The 25,069-nt window shown below is 72.9% G+C and carries 26 protein-coding genes and 1 tRNA gene; 17 read left to right on the top strand and 10 right to left on the bottom strand.

All coding sequences use genetic code 11. The annotated features are described in order from the left end of the window. Nucleotides 1–17: 17 nt before the first annotated feature. Nucleotides 18–554: a dihydrofolate reductase family protein gene (locus R2737_14210; protein ID MEZ5117412.1), complete on the top strand. Its 537-nt coding sequence runs from the start codon at nt 18–20 to the stop codon at nt 552–554. A gap of 75 nt (nt 555–629) precedes the next feature. Here R2737_14210 and R2737_14205 read toward each other — a convergent pair whose 3' ends face one another. Continuing rightward, entirely contained in the window at nt 630–1,619 is a 990-nt protein-coding gene (locus R2737_14205; GenBank protein MEZ5117411.1) for a glycosyltransferase family 2 protein, read from the bottom strand. Nucleotides 1,620–1,723: 104 nt separating this feature from the next. Between R2737_14205 and R2737_14200 the strand changes: the two genes are divergently transcribed. From R2737_14200 to R2737_14185, 4 genes are all read left to right on the top strand, one after another. Continuing rightward, nucleotides 1,724–2,641 (top strand): response regulator, encoded by a 918-nt coding sequence (locus R2737_14200; GenBank protein MEZ5117410.1) that lies wholly within the window; start codon nt 1,724–1,726, stop codon nt 2,639–2,641. A 61-nt stretch (nt 2,642–2,702) separates the two neighbouring features. Further along, entirely contained in the window at nt 2,703–3,236 is a 534-nt protein-coding gene (locus R2737_14195; GenBank protein MEZ5117409.1) for a peptidylprolyl isomerase, read from the top strand. Between the two features lie 181 nt (nt 3,237–3,417). Further along, nucleotides 3,418–4,176, top strand: coding sequence for a rhomboid family intramembrane serine protease (locus tag R2737_14190; protein ID MEZ5117408.1), 759 nt, complete (start codon nt 3,418–3,420; stop codon nt 4,174–4,176). A gap of 97 nt (nt 4,177–4,273) precedes the next feature. After that, nucleotides 4,274–5,434, top strand: a complete 1,161-nt coding sequence (locus tag R2737_14185) for a thiolase family protein (protein MEZ5117407.1) — start codon at nt 4,274–4,276, stop codon at nt 5,432–5,434. A gap of 265 nt (nt 5,435–5,699) precedes the next feature. On the opposite strand, the gene R2737_14180 is transcribed toward R2737_14185, so the two are convergent. Then, nucleotides 5,700–5,960, bottom strand: a complete 261-nt coding sequence (locus R2737_14180; protein ID MEZ5117406.1) for a cell division protein CrgA — start codon at nt 5,958–5,960, stop codon at nt 5,700–5,702. Between the two features lie 201 nt (nt 5,961–6,161). Between R2737_14180 and R2737_14175 the strand changes: the two genes are divergently transcribed. From R2737_14175 to R2737_14160, 4 genes are read left to right on the top strand one after another with little or no spacing between them, the layout of a single operon-like run. Next, entirely contained in the window at nt 6,162–6,917 is a 756-nt protein-coding gene (locus R2737_14175) for a DUF881 domain-containing protein (GenBank protein MEZ5117405.1), read from the top strand. Further along, entirely contained in the window at nt 6,914–7,723 is an 810-nt protein-coding gene (locus R2737_14170; protein ID MEZ5117404.1) for a class E sortase, read from the top strand. The genes R2737_14175 and R2737_14170 overlap by 4 nt, the downstream gene beginning before the upstream one ends. A 7-nt stretch (nt 7,724–7,730) precedes the next feature. After that, nucleotides 7,731–7,925, top strand: coding sequence for a hypothetical protein (locus R2737_14165; GenBank protein ID MEZ5117403.1), 195 nt, complete (start codon nt 7,731–7,733; stop codon nt 7,923–7,925). Beyond that, nucleotides 7,922–8,572 carry an aminodeoxychorismate/anthranilate synthase component II gene (locus R2737_14160; protein ID MEZ5117402.1) on the top strand — a complete coding sequence of 217 codons (651 nt, stop codon included), beginning with the start codon at nt 7,922–7,924 and terminating at the stop codon, nt 8,570–8,572. The genes R2737_14165 and R2737_14160 overlap by 4 nt, the downstream gene beginning before the upstream one ends. Nucleotides 8,573–8,614: 42 nt before the next feature. Here the strand turns inward: R2737_14160 and pknB are convergent, their stop codons facing one another. The 6 genes from pknB to R2737_14130 all read right to left on the bottom strand — a co-directional run bounded on the left by pknB (nt 8,615) and on the right by R2737_14130 (nt 15,980). Next, nucleotides 8,615–10,444, bottom strand: a complete 1,830-nt coding sequence (gene pknB, locus R2737_14155) for a Stk1 family PASTA domain-containing Ser/Thr kinase (GenBank protein ID MEZ5117401.1) — start codon at nt 10,442–10,444, stop codon at nt 8,615–8,617. Between the two features lie 64 nt (nt 10,445–10,508). Beyond that, the gene (locus R2737_14150; GenBank protein MEZ5117400.1) at nt 10,509–11,951 is read right to left on the bottom strand and encodes a penicillin-binding protein 2; all 1,443 of its coding nucleotides are present in this window, start codon (nt 11,949–11,951) and stop codon (nt 10,509–10,511) included. After that, on the bottom strand, nt 11,948–13,369 hold the full coding sequence (locus R2737_14145) for an FtsW/RodA/SpoVE family cell cycle protein (GenBank protein ID MEZ5117399.1): 1,422 nt from the start codon (nt 13,367–13,369) through the stop codon (nt 11,948–11,950). The genes R2737_14150 and R2737_14145 overlap by 4 nt, the downstream gene beginning before the upstream one ends. Then, nucleotides 13,366–14,784 (bottom strand): protein phosphatase 2C domain-containing protein, encoded by a 1,419-nt coding sequence (locus R2737_14140; protein MEZ5117398.1) that lies wholly within the window; start codon nt 14,782–14,784, stop codon nt 13,366–13,368. Before R2737_14140 ends, R2737_14145 begins: the two co-directional genes overlap by 4 nt. Before the next feature lie 7 nt (nt 14,785–14,791). Then, nucleotides 14,792–15,280: an FHA domain-containing protein gene (locus tag R2737_14135; GenBank protein ID MEZ5117397.1), complete on the bottom strand. Its 489-nt coding sequence runs from the start codon at nt 15,278–15,280 to the stop codon at nt 14,792–14,794. Nucleotides 15,281–15,284: 4 nt separating this feature from the next. Further along, on the bottom strand, nt 15,285–15,980 hold the full coding sequence (locus tag R2737_14130) for a DUF3662 and FHA domain-containing protein (GenBank protein MEZ5117396.1): 696 nt from the start codon (nt 15,978–15,980) through the stop codon (nt 15,285–15,287). 154 nt (nt 15,981–16,134) lie between these two features. On the opposite strand from R2737_14130, the gene R2737_14125 reads away from it, so the two are divergent. Both R2737_14125 and R2737_14120 read left to right on the top strand, forming a co-directional pair. Further along, nucleotides 16,135–16,341, top strand: a complete 207-nt coding sequence (locus tag R2737_14125; protein ID MEZ5117395.1) for a CopG family transcriptional regulator — start codon at nt 16,135–16,137, stop codon at nt 16,339–16,341. Further along, nucleotides 16,338–16,718, top strand: coding sequence for a Fic family protein (locus R2737_14120; GenBank protein ID MEZ5117394.1), 381 nt, complete (start codon nt 16,338–16,340; stop codon nt 16,716–16,718). Before R2737_14125 ends, R2737_14120 begins: the two co-directional genes overlap by 4 nt. Nucleotides 16,719–16,753: 35 nt before the next feature. On the opposite strand, the gene R2737_14115 is transcribed toward R2737_14120, so the two are convergent. Further along, on the bottom strand, nt 16,754–18,712 hold the full coding sequence (locus R2737_14115; protein ID MEZ5117393.1) for an FAD-dependent oxidoreductase: 1,959 nt from the start codon (nt 18,710–18,712) through the stop codon (nt 16,754–16,756). 68 nt (nt 18,713–18,780) lie between these two features. Here R2737_14115 and R2737_14110 point away from each other — a divergent pair. Continuing rightward, a tRNA-Leu gene (locus tag R2737_14110) sits at nt 18,781–18,867 on the top strand. Nucleotides 18,868–18,948: 81 nt separating this feature from the next. Here the strand turns inward: R2737_14110 and R2737_14105 are convergent. Then, nucleotides 18,949–19,107, bottom strand: coding sequence for a hypothetical protein (locus R2737_14105; GenBank protein MEZ5117392.1), 159 nt, complete (start codon nt 19,105–19,107; stop codon nt 18,949–18,951). Nucleotides 19,108–19,405: 298 nt separating this feature from the next. Between R2737_14105 and R2737_14100 the strand changes: the two genes are divergently transcribed. The 5 genes from R2737_14100 to R2737_14080 all read left to right on the top strand — a co-directional run bounded on the left by R2737_14100 (nt 19,406) and on the right by R2737_14080 (nt 24,917). After that, on the top strand, nt 19,406–19,957 hold the full coding sequence (locus tag R2737_14100; GenBank protein MEZ5117391.1) for a potassium channel family protein: 552 nt from the start codon (nt 19,406–19,408) through the stop codon (nt 19,955–19,957). Nucleotides 19,958–19,963: 6 nt separating this feature from the next. Beyond that, nucleotides 19,964–21,739 (top strand): hypothetical protein, encoded by a 1,776-nt coding sequence (locus R2737_14095; protein ID MEZ5117390.1) that lies wholly within the window; start codon nt 19,964–19,966, stop codon nt 21,737–21,739. A gap of 104 nt (nt 21,740–21,843) precedes the next feature. Beyond that, a complete protein-coding gene (locus tag R2737_14090) occupies nt 21,844–23,028 on the top strand; it encodes an AI-2E family transporter (protein ID MEZ5117389.1) in 1,185 nt (394 codons plus the stop codon). Beyond that, nucleotides 23,025–24,425, top strand: a complete 1,401-nt coding sequence (locus R2737_14085; protein ID MEZ5117388.1) for a DUF2252 domain-containing protein — start codon at nt 23,025–23,027, stop codon at nt 24,423–24,425. Before R2737_14090 ends, R2737_14085 begins: the two co-directional genes overlap by 4 nt. Next, complete coding sequence (locus tag R2737_14080) at nt 24,426–24,917, top strand: hypothetical protein (protein MEZ5117387.1); 492 nt, start codon at nt 24,426–24,428, stop codon at nt 24,915–24,917. Nucleotides 24,918–25,069 lie beyond the last annotated feature (152 nt).

Raw genomic sequence — 25,069 nt, 5'->3', positions numbered from 1 at the left:
GCGCTACCGTCCGGAGGATGTCCTCCCGGGTCGTGCTGTACGCCGCGATCTCCCTCGACGGCTACCTCGCCGATCCCGACGGCGGCGTGGGCTGGCTGGACCAGTTCGACCCCGGCGACCTCGGCTACGAGCGCTTCCTGGCGGCCGTGGGCAGCCTGGTGATGGGTCGCGCGACGTACGACCAGGTGCGCACGTTCGGCGAGTGGCCCTACCCGGGTCGGCGCACTGCTGTCCTGACGCACCGGCCGCTCGACGACGACGTCCCCCCGGACGTCGAGGCCTGGGACGGGACCGACCCGCTGTCTTGCCTCGACCGCCTCAACGCCGCCAGCCCCGGGGACGTGTGGATCGTCGGCGGGGCGCAGACGCTGCGGCTGTTCCTCGACGAGGACCTCGTCGAGGAGACGGAGGTGTTCGTCATGCCGCTGCTGCTGCGCGCCGGCATCCCGCTGTGGGAGCAGTCGACCTACGGCCGGCTGCAGCGCTGGGACCTGGTCGCCGCCGAGGCGCACGACCACGGCGTGGTCCGGCTGCACCACCGCCGGCGGCGCTGACCCCGATCGGCGCTGACCCCGATCGGCGCTGACCCCGATCGGCGCTGAGCGCGATCGGGACCGGTGCGCCCGGGGCTACGCCGCCGGGTTCCCGGAGCTGCCGGAACCGCCGCGGGGCTTGCCGACCCCGCGGGCGTACACCTGCGCCTGGGGGCGGACGGCGCGGTCGTAGGTCTGCGTCGACTCCCGGCGCGCCAGCACGACGAGGGCGTCCTTGAGGGTCCGCAGGATCGTCGACTTGGTGACCGAGGAGCCGGACATCCGCTCCTGCAGCTCGACCGGCGCCGCGATCGCGGTCGTGTAGCCGGCCGTCGACGCGGCGACGAACAGCTCGAGGTCGAACGCGAACCGGGTCTCCCGCAGCCGGGGCAGCACGTCGGCCAGGACCTCGCGGCGCAGCAGCTTGCAGCCGGTCTGGGTGTCGTTGACGCCCAGGGTGAACAGCGTCGACACCAGCGTGGAGAACCCCAGCGACACGACCTTGCGGAACGGCGATGAGGCCGAGATGGACTCCCGGTGCTTCTTGTTGGCGTACACCATGTCCGCGCCCGTCGCCCGGCCCACCTCGAGGTAGCGGACCAGGTGCGCGGGGTCGATGTCTCCGTCGGAGTCGACGAAGCCGACCCACGAGCCGCGGGCCCGGGAGAAGCCGGCGTGCAGCGCGCCGCCCTTGCCGCGGTTGGCGGGCAGCTCGACGATCCGGACCTCCGGACCGGCCCCCTCCAGGGTCGCCATCGACCCGTCGGTGGACCCGTCGTTGACCACGATGGCCTCGAACCCGACCCCGGCCTCGCGCATCACCGACACCAGCCGGTCCACCGCGGGGCGCAGGCCCGCCCCGGGGTTGTAGGCCGGCATGACCACGCTGATCTCGATCTCCTTGTTGGGGGGCATCCACAGCCGGCCGGACTCGGTCCAGACCTCGCGGGTCGGCTCGGGCCGGTCCCGCAGCAGGATCCGGCCGACGAGCTCGGCGGGCGACACCACCAGGCTGCGCGCCCACGCCACGAGGGAGCGCCACCACTGCGGCACCGGCAGCCCCCGCCGTCCCTGATCCGCGGTCACCTGGCGTCCCGCCCTTCACGACCGTCCCCGCCGGCGGCAAGGAACCTCGTACCCGCACAGCATCCAACCGACATCCACCCCGTCGCCACTCCTACGATCCGGACATGGCGTACGAGTCCGACGGGTTCGGCACGACCCCGACCATCCTGGTGGTCGACGACAGCCCCACCATCACCACGCTGTTCACCCAGCTGCTGGCGGACACCGGCACGGTGATCGTGGCCAACAACGGGGCCGACGGTCTGCGACTGGCCCGCAGCGAGATGCCCGACCTGATCCTGCTCGACGTGTCCATGCCGGGGCAGGACGGGTTCGACGTCATCAGCGAGCTGAAGACGGACCCGAACGTGCGGCACATCCCGGTCATGTTCATCACCGGAGAGGTGCTGCCGGAGATCGAGTCGCACTGCCTTGAGGCCGGGGCGGCGGACTACATCGCCAAGCCCGTGACCCCCCGGGTGCTCAAGGCGCGGTCGCGCACCCACCTGCTGCTCAAGCAGCAGGCGGACATGCTCGCCGAGCTGTCCTTCCGCGACCTGCTCACCGGGGCCCTGAACCGCATCTCCTTCGACGAGCGGCTGGAGTCGGAGTCGGCGCGGGCGGCGGCGACCGCCCGCCCGCTGGCGCTGCTGCTGGTCGGCCTGGACGACCTGGCCGGCTACGGCGACGTGTACGGCCACCTGGCCGGCGAGGACGTCCTGGTGTCGGTCGCGGACGCGCTGCGGCCGCTGGCCGCGCGGCCCGGGGCGATCCTGGCGCGCACGGCCCCGGACGAGTTCGCGGTGCTCCTGCCGGAGACCACGTTCGCCGAAGCGGTGCAGCTGGCCGACCCGGTCCCCGCGACGGTGCGCGGGCTGGCGATCCGCTACGAGCGGGCGCCCGCGGGGGTGGTGACGGCCAGCGCCTCGGCGGCCGGCGCCGACGCCCCCGCCGGGGACGCCGGGGCGGGACTGCTGGCGGCCGCGCAGGAGCGACTGGCCCGGGCCCGCACCGCCGGCGGGGACCGCGCCGTCATCGACTGAGGACGGCCCGGTCCGTCACCGGTCCGGGGCCGTCCGGCGGAGCCCTGCGGGTCGTGCGAGGATGCGGGACGTGGCTGAGACCTACGCGACCCTGCACACGTCCGAGGGCGACATCAAGGTGCTCCTCTTCCCCGACCAGGCGCCGAAGACGGTCCGTAACTTCCTCGGACTGGCCGAGGGCACCCAGGAGTGGACCGACCCGCGCAGCGGGCAGAAGACCACCGCGCCGCTGTACGACGGGACGATCTTCCACCGGGTGATCCCGGGGTTCATGATCCAGGGCGGCGACCCGCTCGGCCGCGGCACCGGCGGCCCGGGCTACAAGTTCGGCGACGAGTTCCACCCCGAGCTGCAGTTCGACCGGCCGTACCTGCTGGCCATGGCCAACGCCGGGCCGAACACCAACGGCTCGCAGTTCTTCATCACCGTCGCCCCGACGGCGTGGCTGAACTTCAAGCACTCCATCTTCGGCGAGGTCGCCGACCAGCCCTCGCGTGACGTCGTGGACCGGATCGCGGGAACGCCGACCGGCGCGCAGGACCGCCCGGTGCAGGACGTCACGATCGAGCGGGTCACGGTCGAGCGGTCCGAGTGACCCCGCGTCCCGCGTGACCGAGCCCGAGCCCCCGACCCAGCCTGGGCGCCCGGCCGAGCCGGAGCCCCCGACCGGGCCTGAACCCCCGCAGGTCGCCTCCCCGCCGCGGTGCTACCGGCACCCGGACCGGGAGACGTGGATCCGCTGCGCCCGGTGCGAGCGGCCCATCTGCCCGGACTGCATGACGCCGGCCGCGGTCGGGTTCCAGTGCCCGGAGTGCGTCCAGGGCGGCCAGGCGACGGTGCGCGAGGCGCGCACCCCGTTCGGCGGCCGGATGGTCGCCCAGGCGAAGGTGACCTGGACGCTCATCGGCATCAACCTCGCCGTCTTCTTGGTGCAGCTCGGCCTCGGCATCAACGCGATGGCCGGCGACTGGGGGATGTGGCCGGTCGGCGTCGCCGTGGGCGGGGAGTGGTGGCGGCTGATCACCAGCGCCTTCCTGCACGGCTCGATCCTGCACATCGCGTTCAACATGTACGTGCTGTTCGTGCTCGGCCCGACCCTGGAGCGGATCTTCGGGCACGTGCGCTACCTGGCGCTGTACGTGCTGGCCGCGCTCGGCGGCAGCGTGGCGTCGTACTGGTTCTCCGACCTGCGCACCGTCTCGGTCGGCGCCAGCGGCGCGATCTTCGGCCTGATGGGCGCGCTGATCGTGGCCGGACGTCGGCTGCGCTACGACGTGACCCAGGTCCTGATCCTGCTCGCCATCAACGTGGTCATCGGGTTCGTCGCCCCGGGCATCGACTGGCGCGCGCACCTCGGCGGCCTGGTCGTGGGCGCGATCGTGGCGGCGATCCTGGCGTACGCGCCGCAGCGCAACCGCACCCTGTGGCAGGCACTGGGGTGCCTCACCGTCCTCGCCGTCCTGGTCATCGCGGTCATGGTGCGCACGGTGCAGATCCAGCAACTGGTTGCCCCGCTCGGGGTCGTGCTGTCCTAGCCGGCGCTGCCCGCCGGCGGGGTCGGCTCGTGCCCGCCCTTCCCCCGGGCCCGCAGCCTTGTTACCGTCGGGTAACCATCGACCAGGAGGTCCTCCCGTGAGCCAGCGCGACGCCGTCATCGTCGGAGCCGTCCGTACCCCGATCGGGGTCGGCAAGCCGGCCAAGGGGGTGCTGTCGGGGATCCACCCGGTCGACCTGTCCGCGGTGGCGCTGCAGGGCCTGGTCGGGAGGACCGGGGTCGACCCCGCGCTCGTCGAGGACGTGATCTGGGGCTGCGTCGGGCAGGTGGGCGAGCAGGCGTTCAACATCGGCCGCAACGCCGCGCTGGCCGCCGGCTTCCCCGAGGACGTGACCGGGGTGACCGTGGACCGGCAGTGCGGGTCCTCCCAGCAGGCCGCGCACTTCGCGGCCGCCGGGGTCGTGGCCGGGCACTACGACATGGTCGTCGCGGGTGGCGTGGAGTCGATGTCGCGGGTGCCGATGTTCTCCAACGCGCTCGGGGGCGACGGCCCGTTCGGCCCGATGATGAAGGCGCGCTACGAGGACCAGCTGGTGCCGCAGGGCATCTCCGCGGAGATGATCGCCGAGCGCTGGGGGCTCACCCGGCAGCAGCTCGACGAGATCGCGGTCGCGTCGCACGAGCGCGCCGCGTACGCCACCGCCGAGGGCCTGTTCGCCGAGGAGATCGTGCCGGTGGAGACGGAGGCCGGCCCGGTCACGGTGGACCAGGGCGTGCGGCCGGGGACCACCCTGGAGTCGCTGGCCGGGCTGAAGACCCCGTTCCTGGACACCGGCGTCGTGACCGCGGGCAACGCGTCGCAGATCTCCGACGGCGCCGCGGCGCTGCTCATCACCACCTCGGAGAAGGCCGCCGAGCTCGGGCTCACCCCGATGGCCCGCTTCCACACGGTGGCGCTCGCGGGTGTGGACCCGGTGATCATGCTCACCGGGCCGATCCCGGCCACCGACAAGGTGCTCGGCCGCAGCGGGCTGCGGCTGGACGAGATCGGGGCGTTCGAGGTCAACGAGGCCTTCGCGTCCGTGGTCGGGGCCTGGTACGCCGAGATCGGCGCGGACCCCAAGCTCACCAACGCCAACGGCGGCGCGATCGCCCTCGGCCACCCGCTCGGGGCGTCCGGGGCCCGGCTGATGACGACGCTGGTGCACCACATGCGCCGCAACGGCATCCGCTACGGCCTGCAGACCATGTGCGAGGGCGGCGGCATGGCCAACGCCACCATCCTCGAGCTCCTCTGACCCAGGGCTCCGTCTGACCCCGGGTAGCCCCGGCCGCCGCGCCACCTCGCGGCCGAATGAGTCTGGGCGTTGCTTGGAGGCCGCATTTCGGCCCGAAAACGACGCCCAGACTCATTCCGTCGTGGAGGGGGAGGCGTCGCCGGCGGAGCGGGAGTGGCGGAGGTGGGTGGGGATGCGGCCTGGAGGCCGGGAGCAGCGACTTACACGGGTGTGATTCGTCCCCAGCTGTGGAGAAGCCTGTGGATAACTCCGCGCGGGGGGCGGGCTACTTCCAGCGGGTGGAGACGACGAACCCGGCGCCGATGAAGACGAAGCCGATGAGCACGTTCACGAACGCGTTGAAGTGGCTCTGCAGCGCGTTGTCGGGAGCGATGTAGAACACCACGATCCACAGCAGCCCGACGACGAACAGGGTCACCATCGTCGGCGCCACCCAGCGGCCGGAGCCGAGCCGCACCGGCGTGCGATCGGTCTTCGCCGGCGGCGGGGTGTAGACGTCCTTCTTGCGACCGCGGGACTCGGGCACGGCGGGCTCCTGCTGCTGCTCGGGGACGGGGCTCGTCGGGGACGGGGCTCGTCGGGGCGTACGGACTGCTCGGGAGGTACGGACTGCTCGGCTGCTCGGGGGCGTCCGCGGACCGGGCGGCGGCCCGACCGGGATGCTCCAGGGTACCTGCCGCGGCGGCGTGCGCCGTCCCGCGAGGCGGGCAGCGACTACCGTGATCCCGTGCGACTGCCCGGCCCGGACCGCTGGCACCTGCACCCCGCCACGTTCGTCACCGCCGGCCTGCTGGTCGTGGCCGGGGTGATGTTCGCCGCGAGCGCGGTCGCCGGCCGCTCGGGGGACCTGCGCCCGGACCGCGCCACCGGCCTGCGCGACCTGGCCCGCGTCGAGGCCCAGCGGGTCGCCGACCTCGGTGCCGAGGTGACCGCCCTGCAGGTCAGCGTGGACGCGCTGCTCGCCGCGGACGAGGCCGGTCCCGCGCTGGAGCAGGCGCGGCAGCGGGTCGAGGACCTGGGGATGGCGGCCGGCACGACCGCCGTGATCGGCCCGTCGGTGACGGTCGCCCTCGACGACGCACCGAAGCTGGAGCCCGGCAGCCCGCTGGAGGGCAACGTCACCCCCGACGACCTCGTCGTACACCAGCAGGACGTCCAGGCCGTCGTGAACGCGCTGTGGACCGGCGGCGCGGAGGCGATGCAGATCATGGACCAGCGGGTGGTGGCCACCAGCGCGGTGCGCTGCGTGGGCAACACGCTGATCCTGCAGGGACGGGTCTACTCCCCGCCGTTCACCGTGACCGCGATCGGCGACCCCGAGCGGCTGCAGGCCGCGCTCGACGACGACGCCGGGGTCCGGCTCTACCGCGAGTGGGCCAACGTGGTCGGCCTCGGGTACGAGGTCACCAGCGCCGAGGGGACCGTGCTGCCCGCGTACGCCGGCCCGGTCACGACCCGTTGGGCGACGGCGGTCCGACCGTGAGCGCCTCCACGGCGGACCGGGTCCGCCTGGTCGCCCGCACCCTGGGCGAGATCCTCATTACCGTCGGCCTGGTCCTGCTCCTCCTGGTGGTCTACCAGCTGTGGTGGACCAACGTGGAGGCCGACCGTGCCGCGGACCAGGTCCGCGACGAGATCGTGGCCACCTGGGCCCGCGACGCCGAGCCGCAGCCGCAGCCGTCGGGGTCCGGCGCGCCGACCCCCACCCCGACGCCGACCGGGCCGATCCGGGTGCCGAAGCCGGAGGCCGGGGAGGGCTTCGGCCTGGTCTACATCCCGCGCCTGAGCGATTCGGTCTGGGGCACGCCGCTGATCGAGGGCGTCACGCTGCCGGACCTGGCGCGGGGCATCGGCCACTACCCGGACTCGGCGATGCCGGGGCAGAAGGGCAACTTCGCGATCGCCGGCCACCGGGCCACCAACGGCGAGCCGCTGAAGGACATCGACCGGCTGCGCGTGGGCGACACCGTGATCATCGAGACGCAGGACGCCTGGTACACGTACGTGCTGGAGAAGGACCAGGTCGTCGACCCCACCGCGCTGTGGGTGGTGGACCCGGTGCCGGGAGACCCCGGGGCCAAGCCCACCGAGCGACTCATCACCGTGACCACCTGCAACCCGCGCTGGGCGTCGTACGAGCGCTGGATCTGGTGGGGCACGCGGGAGTCCGTGCTGCCCAAGTGGAAGGGCACGCCGCCGGCGATCGAGGCCGGCCCGGACGCCGCCCTTGATGCGCGCGCTGCCGACCCGGCCGTCGCGGGTGCCACGGCGAGCGCAGGGGTGGGGTGAGGCAGGCGTGTACGGATGGATCTGGCGGCACCTGCCCGGCCCGACGCCGGTGCGCGCCCTGATCGCGGTGCTGCTGGTCGCCGCGGTGGTCGCGGTGTTGTTCGTGTGGGTGTTCCCCTGGCTGCAGCCACGGCTGCCGTTCACCGATGTCACGGTGGACGGTGCGGGCACCACGTCGGCGCAGGTCATGATGTCCCGGTGAGCGCCCGCATCCTCGTCGTCGACAACTACGACTCGTTCGTGTTCAACCTGGTGCAGTACCTCGGCCAGCTCGACGCCGCGGTCGACGTACGCCGCAACGACGAGGTCACCGTGGACGAGGTGCTGGCGCGTACGGCGCCCGATGCCGAGGACGGCTACGACGGCGTGCTGCTCTCACCCGGGCCCGGGACCCCGGAGGACGCCGGGGTGTGCATGGACCTGGTGCACGCGGTCGCCGGCCGGGTCCCGATCTTCGGCGTGTGCCTGGGGCACCAGGCGATCGGCGCGGTCTACGGCGCCGAGGTGACCCGGGCGCCGGAGCTGCTGCACGGCAAGACCTCGCTGGTGCACCACGACGGCGTCGGCGTGCTGGCCGGGCTGCCGGACCCGTTCACCGCCACCCGCTACCACTCGCTGGCCATCGATCCCGCCACCGTCCCGGACGTCCTCGAGGTCACCGGGACCACCGAGTCCGGCGTGATCATGGCGGTGCGACACCGCAGCCTGCCGGTGGAGGGCGTGCAGTTCCACCCCGAGTCCGTCCTCACCGAGGGCGGCCACCGGATGCTCGCCAACTGGCTGGTGGCTTGCGGCGACGCCGCTGCGGTCGACCGCTCGGTCGGTCTCGCCCCGGTCGTCGCCCGCTGACGCCGCGGGTCCGGTTGCGACCGGACCCGCGACCCGCTGCGGCTACGGCGAGGGGGGTACGTCCGCCGCCTGCGGCGACACCACATCGGTCGGCGTGTCCGTCGGTGTCGGTGTCGGGGTCGGCGTGGGTGTCGGTGTCGGGGTCGGCGTGGGTGTCGGTGTCGGGGTCGGCGGCGGCGCCGTGGCGACGGTGATGGTCACCAGCGAGCCCTTCGAGGCGGTCGACCCGGCCTGCGGCGACTGCGCCAGCACGGTGCCCTCGGGCACCGAGCCGTTCTGCGACTCCAGCGTCTGCACCTGGAACCCGGCGTTGGCCAGGTCGGACTTGGCCTGCGCCTCGCTCTGCCCGACCACGTTCGGCACCGTGATCTGCCCGGTCGACACGGTGATGGCGATCCGGGTCCCCACCTCGACCGGCGTGCCCTCGGGCTCGCTCTGGGCGAGCACGTAGCCCTCCGGCTCCTCGGAGTCGCGTTCCTTGACGCTGCCGAGCTGCAGCTGGGCGTCCTCCAGGGCCGTGCGGGCGTCGTCCACGGAGGACAGCCCCACCAGCTGCGGGACGGTCGTCTGCTCCTTGCCCGCGCTCACGGTCACGTTGACCGACTGACCCTGCTCCAGCTGCTCGCCCGAGCGTGGCTGCTGGCCGATGATCGTGTCGGTGGGCCGGTCGGAGATCTCCGGCGTCTGCGCACCCATCCGCAGCCCCTCGCCCTGCAGCACGGTCGTGGCCTCCTCGACCGTGAGGCCGGACAGGTCGGGCACGGTCACCTTCGCGACCTCGGCGGTGCCGAAGATGAACCGCCCGATCAGCAGCGTGGAGCCGGCGATGATCGCGATGCCCAGCACGATCGCGACCCACATCCACGGGCTGCGCCGTGGCTCGTCGGCGGCCGAGTGGACCGAGGCGCCGGCGACGCCCGCTCCGTACGCGGCGGCCACCGGCTCCATCCGCTGGGTCGGGTCCGCGACGACCGCCGGGACCGCGGCGGTCACCGGTGACCCGGCGATGGCGCGGTCGACGTCGGCGCGGAACTCCGCCGCGGTCTGGTAGCGGGAGTCCGGGCTCTTGGCGAGCGAGCGCAGCACGATGGCGTCGATCTGGGGGGTCACCGCGCTGTCCACCTGCGACGGCGGCAGCGGCTGCTCGCTGACGTGCTGGTAGGCCACCGACACCGGGGAGTCGCCGGTGAACGGGGGTCGGCCGGTCAGCAGCTCGTACAGCAGCACGCCGGTGGAGTACAGGTCGGAGCGGGCGTCGACGACCTCGCCGCGCGCCTGCTCGGGCGACAGGTACTGCGCGGTGCCCATCACGGCCGACGTCTGCGTCATGGTCTGGCCGGAGTCGGCCAGCGCCCGGGCGATGCCGAAGTCCATGACCTTGACCTCGCCGGTGCGGGTCAGCATCACGTTGGCCGGCTTGATGTCGCGGTGCACGATGCCGTGCCGGTGCGAGTAGTCCAGCGCGGCGAGGACGCCGTCGGTGATCTCCAGCGCGCGCTCGGGCAGCAGGCGCCGGCCGCTCTGCAGCAGCTGCCGCAGGGTCATGCCGTCGACGTACTCCATCACGATGTACGGGACCACGACGGCGTCCGGTCCGACGCCGAGCACGTCCTCGCCGGTGTCGTAGACGGCGACGATGTTGGGGTGGTTGAGGGCGGCGGCGGACTGCGCCTCGCGGCGGAAGCGGGCCTGGAACGACGGGTCGCGGGCCAGGTCCGGGCGCAGGATCTTCACCGCGACCCGGCGGCCGAGCCGCAGGTCGCGGCCCTCGTGCACCTCGGCCATGCCGCCGCGGCCCAGCGTCTCGCCGAGCTCGTAGCGGTCGCCGAGCCGGCGCACCGGTTCGCCCGCGGCGGTGGTGTCGTCGCTCACGTGTCCTCCTGGATCGCCCCGCCGGCCATGATCTCAGCCCGGGGTGGTCGTCCTGCGGTGCGCCTCACCGGAGCACCGCCTCCATCACGGCCCGCGCGATGGGCGCCGCGAGCTGGTTGCCGCTGACCTCGGGCACGCCGGCGTCCTCGACCATCACCGCCACGGCCACCTCGGGCGCCTCCGCGGGGGCCAGGCCCACGAACCACGCCACCGCGGGCCGGTCGTTGCCGGTCTGCGCGGTGCCCGTCTTGCCGCCGACTCGGACGCCGGGGATCTGGGCGTTGGTTCCGGTTCCCCGGTCCACGACCGTGACCATCATGTCCACCAGCTGCGCCGCGTTGACCGGCGTCATCGCCTGGTCGAACTTCTGCGGCGTGGCCGTCTCCAGGATGGACAGGTCCGGGGCGCGCACCTCGTTGACCAGGTACGGCGACATCGTCGTGCCGTTGTTGCCGGCGGCCGCCGCGACCATGGCCATCTGCAGGGCGGTCGCGCGTACGTCGAACTGGCCGATCGCGGACATCGCGGTCTGGGCGTCGTCGGGGTCCTCGGGGAACCGGGACGCGGCCGCGCGCAGCGGCACCTCGAAGTTGGTGTCGAACCCGAACGCCTCGGCCTGGTCGCGCAGGGCGTCGGCGCCGAGCTCGTTGCCCAGCCAGGCGAACGCGGTGTTGCACGACACCGCCAGCGCCTCCCGCAGGGTCACCTGGCCGTCGGGGCCGCACGCGGTGCCGCTCCAGTTCTTCAGCTCCTTGGTCGACCCGGGCAGCTGGTAGCTGGCCGGACCGGGCAGCACCGAGTCGGGCGTGAAGCGCCCCGACGCGAGCGCGGCGGCCGCGGTGACGAGCTTGAAGGTCGACCCTGGCGGCTGCAGCATCACCAGCGGCCGGTTGAGCAGCGGCTTGTCCGGGTCGCGGGTCAGTTGGTCGTAGTAGGTGCGGATGTCCGCCGGGTCGTGCGACGACAGCCGGTTGGGGTCGAACGACGGGGACTGCACCAGCGCCAGGATCCGGCCCGTCGTCGGCTCGATGGCGGCGACCGCGCCGTTGACGCCCTGCAGACCCTCCCAGGCCGCGGCCTGGGCCCGTGCTTGCAGGGTCGTGGTGACGGCGCCGCCGCGCGGTTCCTGGCCGGCGAACAGCTGCTGCAGCCGGTCCACGAACAGCCGGTCGTCGGTGCCGGACAGGATCGCGTTCTCGGTCCGCTCCAGCCCGGTGGGGCCGTACACCAGTGAGTAGTAGCCGGTGGCCGACGCGTACTCGGGGCCCTTGTCGTAGCGGCGCAGGTAGCGCAGCGAGTCGTCGGTGGGGACGCTGCGGGCGACCGGGTCTGCGGCGACCAGGATCGGCCCGCGCTCGCGGCTGTACTCCTCCAGCAGCAGCCGCTGGTTGCCGTCGCGGGTCCGGTAGTCGTCGGCGAGCAGGGTCTGGATGACGGTGACGTTGACCAGCAGCGCCAGCAGCAGCACCAGCATCAGCGCCGCGACGCGCCGGATCGGGCGGCTCACAGCCGCACCACCTGGGTCAGCGCCTCGTCCACCTGGGGGGCGCGGATGTCGGGCCTGCGGTTGCGGTCGGAGATCCGCAGCAGCAGCGCGATGATGATCCAGTTCGCCACCAGCGAGGACCCGCCGTACGACAGGAACGGCGTGGTCAGGCCGGTGAGCGGGATGAGCCGGGTGACCCCGCCGACGATGACGAACACCTGCAGCGCCATGGTGAGCGACAGGCCGGCGGCCAGCAGCGTGCCGAACCCGTCACGACAGGCGACCGCGGTGCGCATGCCCCGCTCCACCAGCACGGCGTACAGCAGCAGGATCGCGATCAGGCCGGTGAGGCCGAGCTCCTCCCCGAGAGCGGAGATGATGAAGTCGGTGTTGGCGAACGGGACCAGCTGCGGGTAGCCCTGCCCCCAGCCCGCACCGAGCAGGCCGCCGTTGGCCAGGCCGAACAGCGACTGCACGATCTGGTAGCCCTGCTCCTGCTGGTAGGCGAACGGGTCCAGCCAGACCTGGACGCGGACCCGCACGTGCCCGAAGGCCAGGTAGGCGAACGTCGCACCGGCGGCGAACAGCAGGGCACCGATGACCAGCCAGGACTTGCGCGAGGTCGCGATGTAGAGCAGCCCGACGAACAGGCCGAAGAACAGCAGGGAGGTGCCCAGGTCGCGCTGGAACACCAGGATCGCCAGCGAGACCAGCCAGACCACGACGATCGGGCCGAGGTCGCGGCCGCGGGGGAACCCCAGGCCCAGGAACTTGGTGCGCACCAGCGCGAGGGAGTCGCGCCGCACCACCAGGTAGCCGGCGAAGAAGACGGTGAGGATGATCTTCGCCAGCTCGGCGGGCTGGAACGAGAAGCCGCCGATGCGCACCCACAGGGTCGCGCCGTTGACGGTGGTGCCGATGCCGGGCGCGAGCGGCAGGAGCAGCAGCACCAGGCCGACGATCATCGACGTGTACGTGTAGCGCTGCAGCCGGCGGTGGTCGCGCACCAGCACCAGCACGCCGATGAACAGCACGGCGGCGACCGCGAACCAGGTCAGCTGCGCGTAGACGTCGGGGGTGGGCGGCGGGGAGCCGTTGCGCTGCGCGCGGTCCAGGTTGGCGACGTCGAGCCGGTAGATCATCGTCAGCCCGAGCATCGTGAGCATCGTGGCGACGGGCAGCAGGACCGGGTCGGCGTACGGGGCACTGAGCCGGACGGCGACGTGCATGGCCAGCGGGATGGCGCCGGCGACGCCGACGCTGATCCAGAACCGGTCGGTGATGCCCTCCCCGGTGGCCACGGCCACCTGCCAGGTGCCGAAGGCGCCGATGGCCCAGGCGAGCAGGATCAGGCCGAGCTCGGCGCCGCGGCGGGTCGGCTGGCGGGGCGTGGTCCCTCCGGCGCCCCCGGGAGCCACGGCGGGCGCGGGCGCGGTCACGGACCGGTCCCGGGGGAGAACAGCGGGTCTGCGCTCGTGCTGACCGTCGGCTCAGGAGTAGGCAGTGGCGTGGGCTGGGGGACGGTCGGGTCGTAGCCCGGGCAGCCCGCGGGGGTGGGCAGCAGGGTGCACGCAACGGCGCGACGCTCGAGTTCGTCCTTGATCCGGACGGCGTCGTCGAAGTCGGATGCCGTGATCCCGCGCATGACCAGCTCCTGGTCGAACGTGGGCAGCGCGGACACCAGGGTGAGGCTCTCCTCCTCCACCCGCTGCAGCGGTACGGCGATCAGGGTCCCCGGGACGCCGTTGTAGATCGCGATGCGGCCGTCGTGGTCGCCGACGTAGTACTGCGCCCACAGCCACGAGGTGGCGGCCCAGACCAGCGCGGCGAGCACGCCCACGGTCCCGAGGACGACGGCGGACCAGAACGCGATCCGGCGCCGGCGCCCCGCGCGCACCTGCGCCTCGTACGCGTCCTCGTCCGGCTCCTCCGGCTCGGCCAGCGGCGCGGTGATGACGGCGGTGGGCCGGGTGGGCGGCCCCTCGGACGGCGGCAGCGGGTCGGGCCGGTCCGGGTCGGGCTGCTCGTCCTCGGGGAACGACAGCCCGGGGAGCCGGGCGCGGACCCTGGGCTCGCCGGCGGCTCCGACGACCACGGGCTCGCCCTCGCGCAGCGACGCCGCGGTGTCGTCGTCGACCTCGACGACGTCGGCGACGACGACGGTGACGTTGTCCGGCGCGCCGCCCTCGAGCGCGAGCTCGACCAGCCGGGTCACCGTGCCCGGCGGGTCGCCGGTCGCCAGCTCGGCGGCCAGCGCGTCGTCGGTCACGACGCCGGTCAGCCCGTCGCTGCACAGCAGGTAGCGGTCGCCGACGCGGGCCTCGCGCGCGGAGACGTCGGGCTCCACCGGGTGCGCGCCGTCGATCGCCTTCATGATCAGCGAGCGGCGCGGATGGGTCCGGGCCTCCTCGGGGGTGATGCGCCCGGCGTCGACGAGGGTCTGCACGTAGGTGTGGTCGTGGGTGATCTGCGTCAGCTCGCCGTCTCGGAACAGGTAGGCCCGCGAGTCGCCGACGTGCAGGATCGCGATCCGGGTGCCGTTCCAGTACAGCGCCGTCACGGTGGTGCCCATGCCGGCGAAGTCGGGCTGGGCGTCCGCGACGTCGCCGATGCTGGCGCCGGAGTCGTCCACCGCGTCGCTCAGCGCCGGCAGCAGCTCCGCGTCCGGCGGCGGGCTCACCTGCAGCTGGGCGAGGGTCGCGACGACGGTGGCGCTGGCCAGCTCGCCGGCCGCGTGCCCGCCCATGCCGTCGGCGACGACGAGCAGCGACGGGCCGGCGTAGCCGGAGTCCTCGTTGCCGGAGCGAACCAGGCCGACGTCGGACCGGGCGGCGTACCGCAGGACGAGGGGCACTGCGCGCCTACTTCTGCAGCTTCAGGGTCGTGCGGCCCACCCGCAGGGGAGCGCCGACGGCGACCACGGTCGGCCCGGTGACGCGCGTGCGGTCGATCCAGGTGCCGTTGGTGGAGCCGAGGTCCTCGACCACCCAGCCGTCGGGGGTGGGGTACAGCCGCGCGTGGCGCGACGAGGCGTAGTCGTCGTCGATGACGAGGGTGGAGTCGGGGGCGCGGCCGAGGGTGATCGGCCCGGTGCCGAGCGGGACGACGGTGCCCGCGAGCGGGCCCTCGACGACGACGAGGGCGGCGCCGCGGGTCTTCGGGGGCTTCGCCGGTTTCGGCTGCTTCGCGGGCTTGGGCTGCTTGGCCGGCTTCGGCGGCCGGGTCGGGGCCGGGCGGGCCTCGCGCGGGGCGCGCAGGTCCCGACGGAGCACTCCGACGGTGACCAGCACCATGAGCCACAGCGCGGCCAGGAACCCCAGCCGCAGCAGCGTCAGTGCCAGCTCGGACACGCGCTCACCCGGTCCGGAAGACCAGCGTGACACCGCCCAGCCGGATGGTCGCGCCGTCGGCCAGCGCCGCCTCGCTGACGCGCTCCCCGTTGACCAGGGTGCCGTTGGTGGAGCCGACGTCGCGTACGACGGGGGGCTGGCCGAGGACCACCTCGGCGTGGTGGCGGGAGACGCTGGGGTCGTCGATGCGGATGTCGACGTCGCTGCCGCGGCCGAGCCGGGTGACGGCACGGGTGAGCGGGTACGACGTGTCGTCGACGACCAGCCGCGGGTGGCCGACGCCGGCCGGCGGGGTGGCGGGCGTGGCGGGGGACGGCTGGGCGACGACGTCGGCCCGGGCCTCGCTGCGCACGCGGAAGATGCCGGTGTCGAGCTCGTCGTCGCGGCGCAGCGTCACCTCCACGCCGCCGAGGAACGTGTAGCGCTGCTCCTCGGCGTACTCGCGGACCATGCCGGACAGCTCCGCCTGCAGGGTGTCCTGGTAGACCCCGAGCCGGTCGAAGTCGTGCCCGGACAGCTCGACCACGAACAGGTTGGGGATGACGGTGCGGCCCTGCGACACGATGGCGGCCCGGTCGTCCATCTCGCGCTGGAGGGCACCGGCGATCTCCACCGGCTGCACCTCGGCCTTGAAGGCACGCGCGAACGCACCGTTGACGAGGCTGTCGACCTTGGCCTCGAACCGGTCCAGGAGTCCCACGGACCCTCCTTGAGCGCGCGCGGGGACGCCGGTCCGGCGCCCTGAGTGATCGTAACCGCCGGGCGGTCCGCGGCCCGGGAGCCGGTGCCCGACCGGGCCGGTCGGCGACGGGCCTATTCGGGGCGGTGTGGTATCACGGCGGTATCATCGGCGCGTGGCCTTCACCGTACGACCGGACTCCGAGCTCGAGCACGCGCTGAGCGTGCTGGCCCACGAGGAGGGCACCTCCCGCCAGGAGGTCATCCGTCGCGCGGTCCTCGATCGGTACGAGCGGGCCGGTCACCGCGTCCGGGTGGAGGACGCGGCGGACCGGATGCGGGCCCGGTGGGCAGACGTGCTGGACCGCCTCGGTTCGGCGTGACCGGTCCGTCCGTGGAGTACCTCGACCTCGAGGACGCGCTCGGGCTGGTGCGGCGGCTCGGGATCGGCCCGGTCGTCGACGTGGGCCTGCTGGACGCTGCGATGGCGCGACCGAGGGCCTGCGTGTTCGGGACCGACGCCTACCCCTCGCTGGCGGAGAAGGCCGCCGCCCTGCTGCACTCGCTGGCCGGCAATCACCCGCTCGTCGACGGCAACAAGCGCCTGGCCTGGCTCGCCACGGTGGTGTTCCTCGACCTCAACGGCCATCTCCCCGACCTCACCGACGACGAGGCGTTCGCGCTGGTCATGGACGTCGCGGGCGGTCGGCTCGAGGTTCCTGCCATCGTGCCGCGGCTGCGGGTGACGCCGGTGCGGTGACCGCTGCTGCGGCGGAAGCCGAAAGCCGGTCCGCGCTACAGGGCGGCGGCGGTGCGCAGGCCGTCGAGCACGGCCTCCTCCGCGGTGCGTGCCGCGAGGGCGTCGCCGACGACGTGCACCTCCAGGCCTGTGGCCGCCAACGGCTCCAGCAGGTCGTCGACGTTGCGGTGCCCCTGGGCGAGAACAGTGGCCCGGACGTCGTCGATCTCGACGACCTCGCCGGTCAGGGTGTGCTCGAGGTACGCCGTGTCCGCGTCGACTCCCAGCAGCCGGAGGTCTGTGCGGACCTCGACCCGGCCGCGTATGGCGGCCGCGAGCATCTCGTTGCGCACGTACTGCTGCAGCGACTGCCCGGCGGCCCAGCCGTCGACGGCGAGGGTGACCCGGTGTCCGCGCTGGGCGAGCAGGGTGGCGACCCCGAGGCCGACCCAGTCGCAGCGCCAGTCGGCGACGAGCACGCGCCCGTCTCGGGGGAGGTCGGCTCCTCGCAGTACGTCCCACGCGTCGAGAACGACGGCGTCGTCGGTGCGCTCGAGTGGGAAGCGGTGCGGCACGGCGCCGGTGGCGAGGACGATGACGTCCGGCTGCAGGGCGAGTACGGACTCGACGGTCGCGGCCGTGCCGGTGCGGACGTCCGCGCCCGCGCGGCGGGCCTCGGCCTCCAGGTTGGTGACGATGCCGCCGAACTCGGCGCGGCCGGGGAGCTCCTGCGCCAGCAGTGCCTGGCCGCCGACGTGGCGGCCCGCCTCCAGCAGGGTGACACGGTGACCGCGCTCCGCGGCGACCGCGGCCGCCTTGAGCCCGGCGGGACCGCCGCCCACGACGACGACGTGCCGCCGCGGTGAGGCCGGCGCGAGGTCGCCGTACTCCCGCTCACGCCCGGTCTCGGGATGCTGGATGCACGAGATCGGGAAGCCGAGGTGGAAGTGGCCGATGCAGGCCTGGTTGCACGCGATGCAGGCGCGGATGTCGTCACTTCGTCCGGCCCGCGCCTTCACCGGCAGCAGCGGGTCGCAGATCAGCGCGCGCGTCATCGCGACCGCGTCGGCGTCACCGCGGGCGAGCAAGGCTTCGCCGTCCTGCGGCTGGTTGATCCGGCCGGTGACGAAGACCGGCACGGAGACAACGGCTTTCAGCGCCGCGGACAGCGGTGCGGTGTAGGCGTGGGGGCGCGACATCGGCGGGGCGATGTGCACCGATCCGCGGTAGCTCGCGCTGGTGCCCGCGGTCACCGACAGGTAGTCGAGGGTCCCGTCGCCATCCAGCGCGATGCACGCGTCGTGCACCTCGTCCGGGCGCAGGCCGTCGTCGGTGACCTCGTCACCGCTGATGCGCAGGCCCACGACGACGTCCGGACCGACGGCGGCGCGCACGAAGGCCAGCACCTCGCGCAGGAACCGCAGCCGGTTCTCCGCGGAGCCGCCGTACGCGTCGTCGCGCAGGTTGACGCGCGGGCTGAGGAACTGGGCCGGCAGGTAGCCGTGCGAGGCCACGACCTCGACCCCGTCGAGTCCGCCCTCCACCATGCGCCGCGCGGCGTTGCCGTACCCGGCCACGATCTCGTGGATGAGCTCGACCGACATCGGCCGCGGGAGGACGTGGAATCTCTGATTGGGCACCGCGGAGGGCGCGTACGCGACCGGGAGGCTGCCGTCGCGGGACTCCATGATCTCCCGGCCGGGGTGGAACAGCTGGCCGAAGACGTGGCAGTCGTGCCGGTGCACCGCGTCGGCGAGCCGGCGGTAGGACGGGATGACGTCGTCGGTGGTCGCCATGAGGACGTGCGAGGTGTAGTACGCGGAGTCGTGGACTCCGGAGACCTGCAGCACCACGTGGCCGACGCCACCGGCCGCGCGGGCCTCCTGGTAGGCGACCAGCCGATCGCTGACGAGGCCATCCTCCGCCATGACCGTGTCGTGGCCGGAGGAGAAGATCCGGTTCTTCAGCGTGAGCCCGCCGACAGCCAGCGGGGAGAACAGGTGGGGGTACTCCACGGCGGCGAGGGTAGGCCCTACCGGGTGCTACCCTTGCGGGGCTTCGCCCGGGATGTCCCGGGCGACGCGCGCGAGTGGCGGAATAGGCAGACGCGCACGGTTCAGGTCCGTGTGCCCGAAAGGGCGTGGGGGTTCAACTCCCCCCTCGCGCACCACACCCGAAAGAGAAGAAGGCCCGGCAGCACGCTGCCGGGCCTTCGTGTGACCGGCTCCTCCCGGAGCCGTCGTCTCGTGCGTCACCCGGTCACTGCCCGGCGGCGCTGACGTGCCTTGTCCAGTTCCACCACGACCGGCAGGACGGCCGCGGCCGCGAAGCAGACCAGCCACTGCCCGCCGGTGAGCGGGACGGTCTCCAGCCAGTTCTGCAGGAACCCCACCTCCGTGGCCAGATACATGGCCAGGACGCCGGCGACCGTCAGCGCGAACGGGCGCAGGAACGCCGGGGGGCTGCTTCTCCTGCATGTCCACGGTCACGACGGTGTCCCGATCAGGAGTCGAGTTCCTTGGCGGCCGAGACGCATTGCCTTGAGTCCCTTCCCTCTGTGGGTCCTGGGAGCGTCAGGTGACAGCACCCGATCGGCCACGACCAAGCAGGTCACCCCGCGAGGGTGAACGGCCGGCCGGGCGGCCCCTGACACCGCTCGACCCGGCAGGGTCCGTGGAGGTGTCCGGCCCACGCGAAGGGAATCGTCGATGTCCGAGAGGTCGGACCCGCCCCGCGAGGTCGCTCGGCGCGACCTTGTCCTGACGGCACTGCGGCCGACCGTGGTGATCGTCGTGATGCTGCTGGTCTACGCGATTGCCCCCCTGGGTGGGGGCGGCGCCGCCGGTCTGGTCGTGGTGGTCACCGCGGTCGTCGGCCTGGTGGTCTTCAGCTGGGTCTTCGTCCACCAGTTGCGTCGGATCCGCCGCAGCGCGACCCCGACGCTGACCGCGGTCGAGGCGCTCGTGCTGGTGTACGGGACGTTCCTGATCCAGTTCGCGGTGCTGTACGTTGCGCTCTCCCAGAGCGACCCCGCGGCGTTCGACGAGCAGCTCAACCGGGTCGGAGGCGTGTACTTGTCCATCACGGTGCTGTCGACGGTCGGGTTCGGCGACATCACCGCGTCCAGCGACCTCGCCCGCGTCGTCGTGTCGCTGCAGATGCTGGCGGACCTCGCCCTGATCGGCACCGCTGTCCGGGTCCTGAGCTCGACGGCCCGCAAGGCGGTCGACCCGCGCGCCCTCGACGCGGCGGAGGCGTGACCGGCGATGGACAGTGACCTGGAGCTGCTGCGCCGCTACGAGCCGGTCGTCCACTACACCCAGGGGGAGCTCTTCCTTCCCCTGAGGTCCGGGGACTACCTCGCCGGTGCCGCGCTGTATGCCGCGACGAGGGATCGGGACGAGCCGCGTCTGATCGCGGCTCCCGGGACCCTGGACCCGCGGACGCTGGCCCGGTTGGGTCGCGAGCACGACGAGGAGCCGCTGTACCTGCAGTACGTCAGCTCGCCGTTGTCGCGCAGCGAGTTCAAGGAATGGCGTAAGGACCCCGACCGGCCCCGGTTCACGGCCAGCAGCAGGTTCGCATCGGTGGGGCTGCTGTCCCGGCTGATCGACACGACCATGCGACTGACCCTGCTGCTGCGCGGCCGGGTGCCCGGGGGCTACGCCGCGGCAGCCCACCGGCAGGTGGGCGACCAGTCCGTGTTCGCCTATTACGGTCATGTCACCCGCGACGCCGGCTACGTCGTGCTGCAGTACTGGTACCTGTACGCGATGAACGACTGGCGGTCCACGTTCGGCGGGGTGAACGACCACGAGGCCGACTGGGAGCAGGTGACGATCTTCCTGCTCGATCGCGGCCCGGACGCGGACCCGGAGCCCGCCTGGGTCGCGTTCTCCTCCCACGACGAGGTCGGCGACGATCTGCGCCGCCGATGGGACGACCCGGACATCACGTTCGCCGAGGGCACGCACCCGGTGGTCTACGCGGGGGCGGGGTCGCACTCCGGCGCCGACCTGCCCGGCGAGTACGTGATCAGCGTCGGACTGCCGCTGCCCTCGTTCGTGGACCGGCTGCGCCGCGGGCTGACCCGGGTGCTGCCGTGGAGCGACTCCGACAGCGGAGACATCGGCATCCCGTACATCGACTACCGCCGCGGCGACGGCGTGGCCATCGGTCCCGGCCAGGAGCGTGCCTGGACCCCCGTGCTGATCGACGACGACACCGACTGGGTGGTGGGCTACCGCGGGCTGTGGGGGCTGGACACGCGGGACCCGCTCGGCGGGGAGCGTGGCCCCGCAGGCCCGCGCTACGACCGGGACGGGTCGGTGCGCGAGTCCTGGCGCCAGCCGGTGGCCTGGGCCGGTCTGGACAAGGAGGCCCCGACCGAAGCGGAGGCGACCCAGGAGCTGGACGAGCTGGGCACGGAGCTCCGCCACCAACGCAAGGAGCTGCAGACCGAGCTCGACCGGACCCGCAGGCGGCTGCGTGGCGCGCGGTACGCCGACCGGGTCGGCGGGCACGACCCTCGGCACCCGACCGCGGCCGTACGCCGGCTCGGTCGCGAGGTGGCGGACCTGCGCTCCCGTGACGCCGAGCTCGCCGAGCAGCTGGGCGGGGTCGAGCGGGCCCGGTCCCGGGCGGCGGTCGCCGAGCCGGTCCATGCGCACCTGCGCCACCGCGCGGTCCCGCTCGCGCACGCGGGCGCGGCCGGGTTGCGTCAGCGGCTGCTCCGGATCTGGGCCGCGGCGTCGGCCTCGCTCCTGCTCGGCGCGGCCGGCGTCCTCATGCTGCTCGGGGTGCCCAACGTGGTCGGGGCGCTGCTCGTACTCGTCCTGGTCATGGTGGTCATCGAGGCGGCGCTGCGGGGTCGGCTCGTCCAGCTCCTGCTCAACGGCCTCGTGCTCGTGGTCCTCCTCGCCACTGTCTGGGCGGTCGTTTCCGTGATCGTCGGAAACTTCCGCCAGGGCGTGGGCGTGCTCCTGCTCCTCGCCGCGGGGTACATGGGCTGGCAGACCTTCCGGGAGGGCGCCCGCACGTAGGGCCGGCGACGGGGTGACGGCGGGGAAGCGGCGTCTCTGCCGGCTGTCACCCCGGCAGGGTGATCTCGATGACTGGGCCACCCGCGCGTTCGTACGTTCGGCCCGTGTCCACCCCCGGCGCCTCGCCCGACGTGACCGTCCGCCTCGACCCGGGCAACATCTGGCGGGTCGGGTTCGTGGGCATTGCCCTCGCCGCCGTCGCCCTCTTCCTGAGGTTCGTCATCGGTGACGCCGGGTCGGTGATCTTCACCCTTCTCATGGCGTGGTTCGCCTCCCTGGCCATGGAACCTGCCGCGGGCAGGCTCGCCCGGAGGATGCGCCGGGGTGCTGCCACGGGCCTGGTCCTGGCGGCGATCGCCGCCTTCGCCGTTGTCTTCACCCTCGCGTTCGGCCAGTTGCTCGTGCAGCAGATCGCCCAGCTCCTCGAGGGTCTGCCGGCCCTGGTCGACTCGGTGATCCGGTTCGTCAACGAGCGCACCGGAAGCAACTACGACGTCGCCACCATCCTGGACAGCCTCAACATCACGTCCAGCCAGGTGGCCTCGTACGCGGCCACCGTCGTCGGCGGCATCCTCGGCCTGCTCGGATCCGTGGTCGGCGGCGTGTTCTCCCTGTTCACCTTCGCCCTGTTCACCTTCTACTTCTCCGCCGACGGGCCCCGAATGCGGCGGGCCGCGGCCTCACTGTTCCCACCGCGGGTGCAGCCGGTCGCCGTCACGGTGTGGGACGTCACCGCGCAGAAGACCGGCGGCTACGTCGCGGCCCGGCTCGTGCTGGCCCTGATCAACGGGGCATCCAGCGCGGTGATCTTCCTGCTCATCGGCATGCCGTCGTGGCTGGCCCTGGGCATCTGGACCGGGGTCGTGGCGCAGTTCGTCCCCACGATCGGCACCTACATCGCGATCGCGCTGCCGGTGCTCGTCGGGCTGCTCAGCGACAACCCGTGGATCGGGGTCATCGCCCTCGGCTGGGCCCTGCTCTACCAGCAGGTCGAGAACCTCACCATCGAGCCGCGGATCAGCGCGAAGGCCGTCGACGTCCACCCGGCGTTCGCGTTCGCCGCGGTGATGCTGGGCACCGCCCTGTTCGGGGTGGCCGGTGCGCTGCTGGCCATTCCGGTGGGGGCCATGATCATCACCCTCGGCGGCATCTACCGGAAGCGGTACGACCTGCGCCCCGACCTCGACGGGCCGGCCCACCCCGACGACCCGGCCCACCGTGACGCCCCACCCGACCTCGGCGATGCCGAGGCGGCCCGACCCGTGACTGCCTCGGAGGCTCCCGCATGAGCGCTCACAGCACCGCCGGCACCACCGCCGACGACATCGACGTCCAGGCCTTCTTCACCCAGCGGCGCCCGAGCCGGGATGCTCGCCGTGCCGACGGGGTGCAGCGCCGCCGCTCCGTCCCTCTCGAGTCGCACGCCGAGCTCCCCGGACCGGACGACCGCGAGGACCCGCTGACGCTGCTGAAGGCACAGGAGTCCAGCCGTGAGCCGGCCCTGGTACCGCTGCGCTACGCGCGGATGGCGACGGACCCGTTCGCCTTCCTCCGCGGCTCGGCCGCGGTGATGGCCGCGGACCTGTCCAAGACCGCCAGCTCGGGCATCAGCGTGCAGTTGTGCGGGGACGCCCACCTCGCCAACTTCGGGATGTTCGCCTCGGCGGAGCGCTCCTTGGTGTTCGACCTGAACGACTTCGACGAGACGCACCCGGGCCCGTTCGAGTGGGACGTCAAGCGACTGGCCGCGTCGTTCGCCGTGGCCGCCCGCAACAACGGCTTCAAGGACAAGCACGCCACCCGGGCCGCGCGCGCCGCGGTCACGGCCTACCGGGTGACCATGGCCGACCTTGCCGAGATGCCCACGCTGCGGGTGTGGTTCGCGGAGCTGGACGTCGACCTGCTCGTGGAGAGGCTGCGCAAGACCGCCCTGAGGCAGGCCACGGTCAAGGCCGGATCCAAGGCGAGGCGCAGCACCGGTGACGCGGCGGTGCTGAAGCTGACCGAGACGGTCGACGGGCAGCGCCGGTTCCGCACCGACCCCCCGCTGCTCGTGCCGGTCCCCCCCGCCGAGTTCGACGCCACGGTGGAGTCCCTTGCGCACACCTACGGGCAGTACCTCCAGACACTGCCCCCCGACCGGATCGCGCTGCTCATGCGGTACTCGTTCGTCGACATCGCGCACAAGGTCGTCGGGGTCGGGAGCGTGGGCACCCGGGCCCTGGTGCTGCTCCTGGAGTCCGGGGACGGGGACCCGATGCTCCTGCAGGTCAAGCAGGCCAACGCCTCCGTGCTCGAGCCCTACCTCGGGGCCAGCCGGTTCGACAACGCCGGCAAGCGAGTGGTCGTCGGGCAGCGCGTGCTGCAGACCACCGGTGACCCCTTCCTCGGCTGGACCCGCGGCGGCAAGAAGGCGCCCTACGACTTCTACGTGCGGCAGCTCAAGGACATGAAGGGCTCCATCGAGCCGACCCTGCTGGACCAGGAGGCGCTCGGCGTCTACGCCCAGCTCTGCGGCGCGACGCTGGCGAGGGCGCACGCCCGCGCGGGCGACGCCTCTGCGATCTCGGGATACCTCGGTACCAGCGACGAGTTCGACAGCGCTGTCGCCGAGTTCGCGATGGCCTACGCCGACATCACCGAGCACGACCACGGCCTGCTCACCCAGGCGATCGTGGAGCGGTAGATGGACGTCGCAGTCGAGGAGCGTCGCGGCGAGGAGTTCCGCGAGGCGCTGACCATGGGGCTGTACGTGAGCCTCTCGCTGCAGACGGTCGCGCTCGCGACGCCCACCCCGGACGTCGGCGAGGATCGCGCCGGCGTCGCCCTGACGCTGTTCCTCACCGCGGTCGGCCTGCTGCTCGCGCACCAGGTGGCCTTCCGCCTGTCGACGAAGCTGACGAACCGCGGTGTGGTGGACGTGGGGTCCGTGGCGCTGCTGCGGGCGCAGACCCTGGGCGGCCTGCCGGTCGCCTTCATCGCCTCGGTCCCCGTGCTGCTCCTCGGGGAGATCGGGCTGACCGTGGCGGAGCTGACGCTGCTCGCGTTCGTGGGCGTCGTGGGCTTCCTCGCCGCCCGATCGGGTGGCGCGAGCCGTACCCATGCGCTGGTGTACGTGATCGGACTCGTTGTCGTGATCGCTGCCATCCTCGCCCTCAAGATCGCCGTCAACCACTGAGCGCCAGCGTTCCGCCGACGTCCACTGTGAGCGGGGGCGCCCATGTCCGAGGGCGGGTACCGTCGCCTGCGTGCGTCGTGCCGGGCCCAGCCGTGCTGAGCCGTCGTGGCGACTGCCGCGCTCCCGACTGGTGGAGGTCGTCCGGTCGGTCC

The sequence above is a fragment of the Candidatus Nanopelagicales bacterium genome, from assembly GCA_041393815.1.
Taxonomy (GTDB): Bacteria; Actinomycetota; Actinomycetes; order S36-B12; family JAWKJK01; genus JAWKJK01.
This window is presented reverse-complemented; position numbering and strand designations above follow the sequence as displayed.